At 62.2% G+C, this 12,225-nt stretch carries 10 protein-coding genes; 3 read left to right on the forward strand and 7 right to left on the reverse strand.

All coding sequences use genetic code 11. The features are described 5' to 3' along the window. Positions 1-18 precede the first annotated feature (18 nt). The 4 genes from guaA to KSS97_RS23750 form a co-directional block, all read right to left on the reverse strand. Complete coding sequence (gene guaA, locus KSS97_RS23735) at positions 19-1,596, reverse strand: glutamine-hydrolyzing GMP synthase (RefSeq protein ID WP_030139575.1); 1,578 nt, start codon at positions 1,594-1,596, stop codon at positions 19-21. A gap of 79 nt (positions 1,597-1,675) precedes the next feature. Continuing rightward, a complete protein-coding gene (gene guaB, locus KSS97_RS23740) occupies positions 1,676-3,145 on the reverse strand; it encodes an IMP dehydrogenase (RefSeq protein WP_217860272.1) in 1,470 nt (489 codons plus the stop codon). A 291-nt stretch (positions 3,146-3,436) separates the two neighbouring features. After that, the gene (locus tag KSS97_RS23745) at positions 3,437-3,985 is read right to left on the reverse strand and encodes a sugar ABC transporter ATPase (protein WP_198796301.1); all 549 of its coding nucleotides are present in this window, start codon (positions 3,983-3,985) and stop codon (positions 3,437-3,439) included. A 69-nt stretch (positions 3,986-4,054) separates the two neighbouring features. Continuing rightward, positions 4,055-4,822 carry a sulfite exporter TauE/SafE family protein gene (locus KSS97_RS23750; protein ID WP_217860273.1) on the reverse strand — a complete coding sequence of 256 codons (768 nt, stop codon included), beginning with the start codon at positions 4,820-4,822 and terminating at the stop codon, positions 4,055-4,057. Between the two features lie 220 nt (positions 4,823-5,042). On the opposite strand from KSS97_RS23750, the gene xseA reads away from it, so the two are divergent. The 3 genes from xseA to leuA all read left to right on the forward strand — a co-directional run bounded on the left by xseA (position 5,043) and on the right by leuA (position 9,390). After that, entirely contained in the window at positions 5,043-6,422 is a 1,380-nt protein-coding gene (gene xseA, locus KSS97_RS23755; RefSeq protein ID WP_217860274.1) for an exodeoxyribonuclease VII large subunit, read from the forward strand. A 3-nt stretch (positions 6,423-6,425) separates the two neighbouring features. Continuing rightward, positions 6,426-7,247 (forward strand): peptidoglycan DD-metalloendopeptidase family protein, encoded by an 822-nt coding sequence (locus KSS97_RS23760; protein ID WP_217860275.1) that lies wholly within the window; start codon positions 6,426-6,428, stop codon positions 7,245-7,247. 463 nt (positions 7,248-7,710) lie between these two features. After that, positions 7,711-9,390, forward strand: a complete 1,680-nt coding sequence (leuA, locus tag KSS97_RS23765) for a 2-isopropylmalate synthase (RefSeq protein WP_030139581.1) — start codon at positions 7,711-7,713, stop codon at positions 9,388-9,390. A gap of 207 nt (positions 9,391-9,597) precedes the next feature. Here leuA and KSS97_RS23770 read toward each other — a convergent pair whose 3' ends face one another. The 3 genes from KSS97_RS23770 to KSS97_RS23780 form a co-directional block, all read right to left on the reverse strand. Continuing rightward, positions 9,598-10,017 (reverse strand): hypothetical protein, encoded by a 420-nt coding sequence (locus KSS97_RS23770; protein ID WP_030139582.1) that lies wholly within the window; start codon positions 10,015-10,017, stop codon positions 9,598-9,600. 63 nt (positions 10,018-10,080) lie between these two features. Then, positions 10,081-10,875 (reverse strand): amidohydrolase, encoded by a 795-nt coding sequence (locus KSS97_RS23775; protein WP_030139583.1) that lies wholly within the window; start codon positions 10,873-10,875, stop codon positions 10,081-10,083. Further along, positions 10,863-12,011 (reverse strand): pyridoxal phosphate-dependent aminotransferase, encoded by a 1,149-nt coding sequence (locus tag KSS97_RS23780; RefSeq protein ID WP_030139584.1) that lies wholly within the window; start codon positions 12,009-12,011, stop codon positions 10,863-10,865. Before KSS97_RS23780 ends, KSS97_RS23775 begins: the two co-directional genes overlap by 13 nt. Positions 12,012-12,225: the final 214 nt, after the last annotated feature.

The raw sequence follows: 12,225 nt of genomic DNA on the forward strand, positions 1-12,225 counted from the left end.
ATCCCCTGGGATGTCCCATCACTCCCACTCAATCGTCGCCGGCGGCTTGCTCGACACGTCATACGTCACGCGAGAAATGCCTTCGATTTCATTGATGATCCGCCCGGAAACGGTTTCCAGCAGCTCGTACGGCAGGTGCGCCCAGCGAGCGGTCATGAAGTCGATGGTTTCCACGGCGCGCAGGGCCACGACCCAGGCGTAGCGACGGCCATCACCGACCACGCCCACCGATTTCACCGGTTGGAACACCACGAACGCCTGGCTGACCTTGTGGTACCAGTCGGCCTTGCGCAGTTCTTCGATGAAGATGTGGTCGGCGCGACGCAGCAGGTCGGCGTATTCCTTCTTCACTTCACCGAGGATCCGCACGCCCAGGCCCGGGCCCGGGAATGGGTGGCGGTAGACCATGTCGTACGGCAGGCCCAGTTCCAGGCCGAGGCGACGCACTTCGTCCTTGAACAGTTCGCGCAGTGGCTCGACCAGCTTGAGGTTCATCTCTTCCGGCAGGCCACCGACGTTGTGGTGGGACTTGATCACGTGGGCCTTGCCGCTCTTGGCGCCGGCCGACTCGATCACGTCGGGGTAGATGGTGCCCTGGGCCAGGTACTTGATGTTGTCCAGCTTGCAGGATTCGGCATCGAACACGTCGATGAAGGTACGGCCGATGATCTTGCGCTTCTTCTCCGGGTCGGACTCACCGGCCAGGTTGTTCAGGAACTGCTCTTCGGCGTTGGCGCGGATCACCTTGACGCCCATGTTCTCGGCGAACATAGCCATCACTTGCTCGCCTTCGTGCAGGCGCAACAAGCCGTTGTCGACGAACACGCAGGTCAGCTGGTCGCCGATGGCCTTGTGCAGCAATGCGGCAACCACCGAGGAGTCGACGCCGCCGGACAGGCCCAGCAACACGTTGTCGGTACCGACCTGGGCGCGGACCTGGGCGATGGCGTCTTCAGCGATCTTCGACGGGGTCCAGAGGGCTTCACACCCGCAGATGTCGAGGATGAAGCGCGACAGGATGCGGCCGCCCTGCTTGGTGTGGGTCACTTCAGGGTGGAACTGCACGCCGTAGTAGCGACGATCATCGTTGAACATGCCGGCAATCGGGCAGCTCGGGGTGCTGGCGAGGACGTGGAAGTCTTCCGGCATCTTGGTGACTTTGTCACCGTGGCTCATCCACACGTCGAGGCCAAACAGGCCATCAGCGTCGACGTGATCTTCGATGCCGTCCAACAGGCGGCTCTTGCCGACCACGTCGACACGAGCATAACCGAACTCACGCAGGTCCGAACCTTCGACCTTGCCGCCCAGTTGTTCAGCCATGGTCTGCATGCCGTAGCAGATGCCGAAGACCGGCACGCCCAGGTCGAACACGGCTTGCGGGCAGCGCGGGCTGTCGGCTTCGTGCACGGACTCGGGGCCGCCAGCGAGGATGACGCCTTTAGGCGCGAATTCGCGAATCGCTTCGTCATCCATGTCGAACGGATGCAGTTCGCAGTACACGCCGATCTCACGCACGCGGCGGGCGATCAGCTGGGTGTACTGGGAACCGAAGTCGAGGATCAGGATGCGGTGAGCGTGAATGTCGAGGGCCATGACTCATTCTCATGTAGTGAATCAGAAACAACTCGGGGCTGAATGAACAGCCCCGGTGATTAACGTTTTGCTGAAGGCCTTAACCTACGCGGTAGTTTGGCGCTTCCTTGGTGATCTGCACGTCGTGGACATGGGACTCGGCCATGCCGGCGCCGGTGATGCGCACGAATTCAGGCTTCGTGCGCATCTCTTCGATGTCGGCGCTGCCGGTGTAGCCCATGGAAGAACGCAGGCCGCCCATCAGTTGATGGATGATAGCGCTCAGGGTGCCCTTGTACGGCACGCGACCTTCGATGCCTTCCGGCACCAGCTTCTCGGCCCCTGCGGAGGAGTCCTGGAAGTAACGGTCGGAAGAACCCTGGGCCTGGGACATGGCGCCCAGCGAACCCATGCCGCGATAGGCCTTGTAGCTACGGCCCTGGAACAGTTCGATCTCGCCCGGCGCTTCTTCGGTACCGGCGAACATCGAACCCATCATCACGCAGTAGGCACCGGCGACGATGGCCTTGGACAGGTCACCGGAGAAGCGGATACCGCCGTCGGCGATCAACGGCACGCCCGTGCCTTCAAGGGCGGCGGCGACGTTGGCGATGGCGCTGATCTGCGGCACGCCGACACCGGCGACGATGCGGGTGGTGCAGATCGAGCCAGGGCCGATACCGACCTTCACGGCGTCGGCGCCGGCGGCGGCCAGGGCCTTGGCGGCAGCGCCAGTGGCGATGTTGCCGCCGATCACCTGCACTTCAGGGAAGTTCTGCTTGACCCAGCGCACACGGTCGATCACGCCTTTGGAGTGACCGTGGGCGGTGTCGACCACCACCACGTCGACACCGGCGTTGACCAGGGCCGCGACACGGTCACCGGTGTCCTTGCCGGTGCCGACGGCGGCGCCGACGCGCAGACGACCCTGGTCGTCCTTGCTGGCCAGCGGGTAGGCCTTGGCTTTTTCGATGTCGTTGACGGTCATCATGCCCTTGAGGGCGAACTTGTCGTCGACGATCAGCACGCGTTCGATGCGGTGCTTGTGCAGCAACTCGCGGACTTCGTCCTTGCTGGTGCCTTCCTTGACCGTGACCAGGCGCTCTTTAGGCGTCATCACTTGGCGGACGGTGGCATCCAGGCGGTTCTCGAAACGCACGTCGCGGGACGTGACGATGCCGACCAGGTCGCCATCGTGCAGCACCGGAACGCCGGAGATGTTGTGCATGCGGGTCAGTTCGAACAGATCCCGGACCGTGGCGTCAGCCTCGATGGTGATCGGATCCTTGACCACGCCAGCCTCGAACCGCTTGACCTTGCGCACTTCGGCGGCCTGCTGTTCGATGGTCATGTTCTTGTGGATGATCCCGATACCGCCTTCCTGGGCCATGGCAATGGCCAGACGGGCTTCGGTCACGGTGTCCATGGCGGCGGAAACCAGGGGGATATTCAGTTCGATGCCACGGGTGAGACGGGTTTTGAGACTGACTTCGTTAGGCAGTACCTCGGAATAACCGGGCACTAGGAGAATGTCGTCGAAGGTCAGAGCTTCTTGGCTGATACGCAGCATCGCGGGGGCTCCCGAGCGGGAAAATGGAAGCGCGCCATTATACTCATGCACCCCGTCTGGCTCAATGTAAAACTCTGTCTATTATTGGCGGGGTGATTGACGGGCTGAAACCACCGCACGCACATCCAAAACACTGGATGCTTTTGTGGCGAGGGGATTTATCCCCGTTGGGGTGCGAAGCGCCCCCAGGATCTCTTTTACTGCAGTGTGTCAGCCCTGACGTCGGGGGCTGCTTCGCAGCCCAGCGGGGATAAATCCCCTCGCCACAAAAGCATCCAGTTGTGTACCTATCTACAACTCCACCTTCACCCAACTCACCGGCTGATCCAGCCAATCGGCGAATTCATCGATGAAGTCCTGCTTGAACCCCGCCTCCAGCCAGTTGTTGAAGATGAAACCCAGGTTGGAGAAAGCGCAGGGTTGCAGGAACAGGAAGCCATTGATGTCGTCTTCGTGCCCGCATTCAGGGCAGGTGAAGTTATCGGTGCGCCCCGGCATCCAGTCTTCCAGGCTTTCGAACAGCGCTTCGCCAATCTCCTTGCGGCACTCGGCACAACCCGCCTCTTCGAGAAAGCCCTTGGCCGGCGTATAGATGCAGCGCTTGGTGATGATCTCCAGGCCGTTGACCGGTTCGCCGAACGGCAACGCGTCGGGATGCAGGACCACGTCGCGGGCACCCGGGGCGATGGCATGGGCCATGCGATTGCCGGTACGTCCGCAGGTGGTCAGTTGTTCTTCGACGATGTTCTTGCGCACCAGCCAACGCACGATCGCCCGGGCCCGAGGCTCGTGGACCGGCAAGGTGGAAATTTTCGGGACGATGATGCTTTGCGAATTCATGGCGAGGCCTGGCGGTTTTCCTGGCGGATCTTATAAAAGGCCGGCAGCTTAATCCTTGGTGGGGTCAGGTCAAGCACTCAGGTAGCGCCCGATCAACGCGAGGCCACTGGCGAGCACCAACCATGTGACCAGCCGCACGAAGGCCTCTCGGGACATTTTCATGGTCAGACGACGCCCCACCCACAACCCCAGCGCCATGGCCGGCATCAAACACAGCGCCAGTACCAATAAGGGTAGCTCGGCATACACACCGGCGATAACGAACAGACTCAAGCGTACCACCGTGCTGCAACTGATCAGCGCACTCTGGGTCGCCCGCGCCGCCTCCTTGGACAAACGGCTGTTCAGGTAGATCGCATACAAAAAGCCGCCACTGCCAAACAACGCGCCGAACAGTCCGCCCACCGTGCCCATGGGGATCGACCACAGCGCCGACAGCTGCGCCGGCCGGGCCTTTATCAATAAGCTGTAGATCGCATAAGCACTGATAAACAGCCCCATCAACAGCAGCAACAGATCGGACTTGAGATTGAGCAGGAAGATCACGCCCAAGGTGCAACCCACCGCCATGCACGGCAGCAACCGCAGCAGCTCCGGCCGGGACACCTCCCGGCGTGAAGGCAACAGGTTGCCGAAGGCCGCGACGAAATCCAGCAACACCAGCAACGGAACGATCTTCGACAGGGGCATGAACAACAGCAGGATCGGCGCCGCCACCAGCGCCGTGCCGAACCCGGCGATGCCGAAGACGACGTAGGCCAGGACGATGGCCGAGCCGATCAGCAGCCATTGCGTGGGGGCGAATGCCCATTCACCTAGCCACGGTAGAAAATTCATCCGGCACTTCCTTGATGAGGAGAGCGGGGACTTTAGCCAGATGCCGAGGGGTACATCCAGCATTTATATCAACCGATCCGACGCTATCGCGAGCAAGCTCGCTCCCACATAGGGAGTTCAGCGCGACATAAATCCAGTGTGGGAGCGAGCTTGCTCGCGATGCAGGCAACCCGGTCTAATTCTCTGCACACTGTCCGCGAATCCCCTTATCATGCCGCCCATGATTAAAGATCCCTTTGCCCGACTGGGCCTGGACCGCGAGGTCCTGACTGTCAGCCAGCTCAACGGCCGTGCACGGGTGTTGCTCGAAGACGTGTTCAGCAACATCTGGGTCGAGGGCGAAATCTCCAACCTCGCCCGCCCCGCCTCCGGCCACGTGTATTTCACCCTCAAGGACAGCGGCGCCCAGGTGCGTTGCGCGCTGTTCCGGCAGAACGCCGCACGGGTGCGCCAGGCCTTGAAGGACGGGCTGGCAGTGAAGGTGCGCGGCAAGGTCTCGCTGTTCGAGGGCCGCGGCGACTATCAACTGATCCTCGACACCGTGGAGCCGGCCGGCGATGGCGCCCTGCGCCTGGCCTTCGATGCCCTGAAGGAAAAGCTCAGCGCCGAAGGCCTGTTCAGTGCCGAGCGCAAGGTACCGTTGCCGGCCCATCCGCAACGCATCGGCATCATCAGCTCACCGACGGGCGCGGTGATCCGCGACATCATCAGCGTATTCCGCCGCCGCGCTCCGCAGATTTCCCTGACCTTGATTCCCACCGCCGTACAGGGCCGCGAGGCCACCGCGCAAATCGTCCGCGCCCTGAAACTGGCCGATGCCCGCGGCTTCGACGCGCTGATCCTGGCCCGGGGCGGCGGTTCGCTGGAAGACTTGTGGTGTTTCAACGAAGAAGCCGTGGCCCGGGCGGTGGATGCCTGCGTCACGCCGATCGTCAGCGCCGTCGGCCATGAGACCGACGTGTCCATCAGCGATTTCGTCGCGGATGTGCGCGCGCCGACTCCGTCCGCCGCCGCCGAACTGCTGGCGCCTGATGCTGGCGACCTGGTGCGCCGGGTCGAAAGCCTGCACCGTCGACTGGTGATGCGCATGCGCGATCGGCTGATGCGCGATCAACTGCGCCTCGAAGGTCTTACCCGACGCCTGCGCCACCCCGGCGAACGCCTGCGCCAGCAAGCCCAGCGCCTCGATGATCTGGACATGCGCATGCGCCGGGCCTTCGAACGCAGCCTCAATACCCGCCGCGAACGGCTGATCCGCCTGGAAACCCGCCTGGCCGGGCAACACCCGGGCCGACAGTTGGCCATGCTGCGCCAACGCCTCGACAGCCTCGCCGAACGCCTGCCCCGGGCGATGCGCGAAGGTCTTAAAACGCGACGCGTCCAGCTACAAAACCAGATGCAGACGCTGCACATCGTCAGTCCGCTGGCGACCCTCGGTCGCGGCTACAGCATCCTGCTCGACGAACGCGGCAACGCGATCCGCAACGCCGGGCAAACCCAGACCGGCCAGCGGCTGACCGCCAAGCTCGGCGAAGGCGAACTGCTGGTGCGGGTCGAAGACAACCACCTGACGCCGGTCACCCTTTCTTTACTGGACTGATTCATGCCGCGATATCTCGCCTCATTGCTCTTGCTGTGCCTGACCTTCAACGCCTACGCCGACAGCTACATCACTCGCCTGCTGAACAAACCGGTGCCCGGCGGCGTGGCCGTGGTGGACCTGGGCAGCGCGGCCCAGGCGCCCAAAGCCACCTACCAGGGCAAACCGGTGCTGGTGGTCAAGGAACAGCAGAGTTGGCTGGCAATTGTCGGCATTCCGCTGACGGTCCAACCCGGCACGCAGCAGATCAGCAGCGGCGGCAGTACCCAGCCCTTCGTGGTCGGCTACAAAAAGTACCCCGAGCAGCACATCACGCTGAAAAACACGCGCCAGGTCAACCCGAACCCGGCGGACCTCAAGCGCATCAACGCCGAGCTCGCGGTGCAGTTGAAGGCCTACCGCAGCTTCAGCCCGAACATTCCCAGCAACCTGTTGCTGGACAAACCGGTCAACGGTCCGCTGTCGAGCAAGTTCGGCGTGCGTCGTTTCTTCAACGGTGAAGAACGCAACCCCCACGCCGGCCTGGACTTCGCCGTGCCCGCTGGCACGCCGATCAAGACCCCGGCCGCCGGCAAGGTGATCCTCACCGGCAATTACTTCTTCAATGGCAACACGGTGTTTGTCGACCATGGCCAAGGCTTCATCAGCATGTTCTGCCACATGTCGAAGATCGACGTGAAGGTCGGCCAGCAACTGGCCCGCGGCGCGGTGGTCGGCAAGGTCGGCGCCACCGGTCGCGCGACCGGGCCGCACATGCACTGGAACATCAGCCTGAATGATGCGCGGGTGGATCCGGCGATTTTTATCGGTGCGTTTCAACCCTGAGTGTTTGTGGTGAGGCTACTGGCCTCATCGCGAGCAAGCTCGCTCCCACATGGGGATCTCAGTGAACAACATTTGCAATCAGCACAGATCCCCTGTGGGAGCGAGCTTGCTCGCGATGACGGCTGTCGCATCACCGCCTCCTGCGGATTGCCAAGCTAAAAACATCGACGCAATTTCCAGGAACCCATTCCCGAACATGCGCGATTAAATCCCGCAAATCAGTTCAAAAACAGAACTTCTCCCAATTTTCCCCGACTGCTTGCAACCCCCCGCCCACGCGGTTAGGGTTGAAAGCATGAAAACCTCTCACACCCTCATTCAGCTTCGCCAGCACCGCAGCCTGTGCCTCGTCAGCGCACGACTGCCGGGCTGAATCGCGGCACCTCGTCCCGGCTGAAGAGCCACCCCATTCGAAACACCGGCAGGCCGCCTTTTTCCGGCCACGACAATAAGGATTCCGCCCATGAGCATGCTCAAAGACCCGTCTTCGAAATACCGCGCGTTCCCGACCATCAACCTGCCGGATCGCACCTGGCCGTCGAAGACCATCACCGCCGCGCCGATCTGGTGCAGTTCCGACCTGCGCGATGGCAACCAGTCGCTGATCGAGCCGATGGACGCAGTCAAGAAGCTGCGCTTCTGGAAGACCCTCGTTGCAGTAGGCGTGAAGGAAATCGAAGCATCGTTCCCAGCGGCGTCGCAGACCGACTTCGATTTCGTGCGCACCCTCATCGAAGAAGGCCACATCCCGGACGACACCACCATCCAGGTGCTGACCCAGGCCCGTGAAGACCTCATCGCCCGCACCTTCGAATCCTTGCGTGGCGCGAAGAAGGCCATCGTCCACCTGTACAACGCCACCTGCCCGTCGTTCCGCCGCATCGTGTTCAACCAGGACAAGGAAGGCGTGAAGGAAATCGCGGTGAACGCGGCCAAGCTGTTCGTCAAATACGCCGCCCAGCAGCCGGAAACCCAGTGGCAGTTCGAATACTCGCCAGAAACCTTCAGCGCCACCGAGCTGGAGTTCGCCAAGGAAGTCTGCGACGCCGTGATCGAAGTGTGGAACCCGACGCCTGAGCGCAAGGTGATCCTCAACCTGCCGGCCACCGTGGAAGTCGCCACCCCGAACATCTACGCCGACCAGATCGAGTGGTTCCACCGCAACATCACTCGTCGTGACAGCGTGCTGATCAGCCTGCACACCCACAACGACCGTGGCACCGGCGTGGCCGCTACCGAACTGGGCCTGATGGCCGGCGCCGACCGTGTCGAAGGCTGCCTGTTCGGCAACGGCGAACGCACCGGTAACGTCGACTTGGTGACCGTGGCGCTGAACCTCTACACCCAGGGCATCAACCCTGAACTGGATTTCTCCGACATTGACGGCGTGCGCAAAGTGGTCGAAGAGTGCAACCAGATTCCGGTGCACCCACGTCACCCGTACGTCGGCGACCTGGTTCACACCGCCTTCTCCGGTTCGCACCAGGACGCCATCCGCAAGGGCTTTGCCCAGCAGAAACCGGACACCCTGTGGGAAGTGCCGTACCTGCCGATCGACCCGGCCGACATTGGCCGCAGCTACGAGGCAGTGATTCGTGTGAACAGCCAGTCGGGCAAGGGCGGCATCGCCTACCTGCTGGAACAGGAATACGGCATCAGCCTGCCGCGTCGCATGCAGATCGAGTTCAGCCAGGTGGTGCAGCGCGAGACCGATCGCCTGGGCCTGGAGATGACCGCCCAGCAGATCCATGCCTTGCTGCAGCGTGAATACCTGCAAGCCAACACCCCGTACGCGCTGGTCAGCCATCGCCTGCAGGAAGAAAACGGCAACAGCGCCGTGGAAGTGGAAGTGGCAAGCAAGGGCCAGGGCGAAACCAACCTGCACTGGCGCGGCCGAGGCAACGGCGCCCTGGAAGCGCTGGTGGCCGGCCTGCCGATTCCGGTGGAAATCATGGACTACAACGAGCACGCCATCGGCGCCGGCACCAATGCCAAGGCCGCGGCGTACATCGAACTGCGGGTCAACGGCGAGCGTGCGGTGCACGGCGTGGGCATCGACGAAAACATCACCACGGCGAGCTTCAAGGCACTGTTCAGCGCACTGAACCGCTCGCTGAGCCAGCCGGAAGCCAAGGCGGCTTGATCCAAGGCTGAAATGCAAAAAGGCCCTGGGGTGTGAACCCTGGGGCCTTTTTGTTTGGCTGATGGTTTTGTGTGGCCTGTTCCGGCCCCTTCGCGAGCAAGCCCGCTCCCACAATGGATCTGCTGCGAGAACAAACTCTGTGCCTGGCAGAAATCTCCTGTGGGAGCGGGCTTGCTCGCGAAGGGGCCCTTTCAGACGACCAAAATGTCAGGCATGGGTATCGATCGAAACAGTCATCGCCTGCAACAGCGCAGCCTGCAGGGTCTGCAAGGTCGCCTGGGTTGCCATGATCTGGGTCTGGATCGCCATGGCTTCCTGGGATTTCTGCTCCTGATCGGCCTGGCTTTTCTGCACGCGAGCCAACTGGGCTTGCTGTTCGGCCAGCAGCTTCTCGGTCCGCTCGATCTGCTTCTTCAACTGCTCGATGACGTCGCTGGCGCCGCTGCTGCCGCCTGCACCGGCGATGTTCGCACCGCTGGTGTCGACTTTCAGTGCCTTGTCTTTGTCTTCGTTGCTGTCAGTCGGTGTCACCGGACTGACCGCCTTCTCTTCCTCAGCCCCGCGAATGGAGACTTTTGGAGCTGACAGCGGATAAGGGTTTACGGTCGTTGCGCTGATACTGGTCATAGAGACTCCTCCTTGGCTGACCGGTTATCGGCACGCAACAGCGCTTCTTGAGGCTGAATCGTTTCAATAAATAAACTCGAAACGGTCGGCGTCCAGGTTGGCCGGAAACCGCGTGCGATAAGCTGCCAGGTCCGCCGCGCTCAGGCACACGGTGAACACTCCGTCGGCTTCGCCAGCGCTGAGCAGGGTTTCGCCCTGGAAGTCCAGCACCTGGCTGTCGCCGGTATAGGCGAAGCCCTTGCCGTCAGTGCCGATCCGGTTAACCGCCGCTACGTAGCACAGGTTTTCGATGGCCCGCGCCGGCAGAAGCCGGTTCCAGTGATGGCGCCGGGCGCCCGGCCAGTTGGCGGTATACAGCAACAGGTCAGTGTCCTCGGCGTCGCGACTCCATGCAGGGAAGCGCAGGTCGTAGCAGATCAACGGGCGAATCCGCCAGCCCTTGAGCTCGAACAGCACCTGCTGGTCGCCCGGTGTGTAGTGGTTATGCTCGCCCGCCATGCGGAACAGATGGCGCTTGTCGTAATGCAGCACTTCGCCGTCCGGCCGCGCCCACAGCAAGCGATTGCGATGGCTGCCATCGGCGGCCTGGACGATCACGCTGCCGGTGATTACCGCATCCAGTTTCGCCGCCTGGTCCTTGAGCCACTTGCTGGCGGGTCCGTTTTCAGGCTCCGCCAGGGTCTCGGATTCCATGGAAAAACCGGTGGTGAACATTTCCGGCAGGATGATCAAGTCCGCCCCGCGCGCCTGCTCAAGCAACGCGTCGAAATGCTCCAGGTTGGCCCGGCGGTCGTGCCAGGCCAGCGTGGTCTGGATCAAGGCAATGTTCAGGTTGGGCAAGGCACTCAGATCACGCATAGTTTTTCCGCCGCTTCACGCAGCGTCTCCTCGCGCTTGGCAAAGCACAAGCGCACCAGGCGCTGGCCCTGCGGCGGGTTCTGGTAGAAGACCGAAATCGGAATGGTCGCCACGCCGTGTTCGCGGGTCATCCACAGCGCCATGTCGACGTCATTGAGGTCTGGGCGGATCTGCGAGTAATCGACCAGTTGGAAGTAAGTGCCGGCGACGCGCTTGAAGCTGAACCGCGACGGTGCCAGCAGATCACAGAACAGGTCGCGTTTGGCCTGATAGAAGCCTGGCAGTTCATCGACGTGTTCGGGGTGCTCGGCCATGTAGTCGGCCAACGCATACTGCAATGGCGTCACGCCGCAGAAGCTGACGTACTGATGCACTTTGCGCAGCTCCGCCGTCAGGGCGGCAGGCGCGACGACGTAGCCGGTTTTCCAGCCCGTGACGTGGTAGGTCTTGCCGAACGAACTGACCACGAAGGCGCGGCGATACAGTTCCTCATGGGCAAGTACGCTGACATGAGGCACGCCGTCGAATACCAGGTGCTCGTAGACTTCGTCGCTGATCAGGTAGATGTCACGATCACGGATCAAGGCCGCCAATTGGTCCAGCTCGGCGCGGCTGATCAACGCTCCGCTGGGGTTGTGCGGCGTGTTGAGGATGATCATGCGCGTGCGCGGGCTCAGGGCTTCGCCGAGCTTCTGGAAATCGATGGCGAAATCGTCCAGGCCCAGTGGCACATGCACGCAACGCCCGCCGGCCAGTTGCACGGAAGGCTCGTAGCTGTCGTAGGCTGGGTCGAAGACGATGACTTCGTCGCCACTGTTAACCACCGCCGCAATAGCGCAGAAAATCGCCTGGGTCGCGCCAGGGGTCACGGTGACTTCCTGATCGGCATCGACACTGGCGCCATAGCTGCGGGCGATTTTCGCCGCGATCTGCTGGCGCAGCACCGGCAGGCCGGTCATGGGCGAATATTGGTTGTGGCCTTGGGCAATGTGCCGGCCGACCGCATCGCGCAGGGCTTGCGGGCCATCGAAATCGGGAAACCCCTGGGACAGGTTCAGCGCGCCGGTCTGTGCGGCGAGCTGTGACATCTGGGTGAAAATCGTGATGCCGACGTTCGGCAACTTGCTGGTGATCATCGAGGTTTCCCTGGGTCTGCACCCGGCTCTGGTGCGGCGCGGGAGAGGTCGAGGATAGCCCAATCGCCGGGCATGAAAAAGGGTGCCCGTGGGCACCCTCTTCAATGCATCTCGTCGCAGAACCTGTGGCGAGGGGATTTATCCCCGCTGGGTTGCGCAGCAGCCCTAGAACCCAACAACTCGGTATATCAGGCGTATTGAGTTGCCTGTCTTG

This window comes from Pseudomonas alvandae (genome assembly GCF_019141525.1).
In the GTDB taxonomy this organism is placed as follows: domain Bacteria; phylum Pseudomonadota; class Gammaproteobacteria; order Pseudomonadales; family Pseudomonadaceae; genus Aquipseudomonas; species Aquipseudomonas alvandae.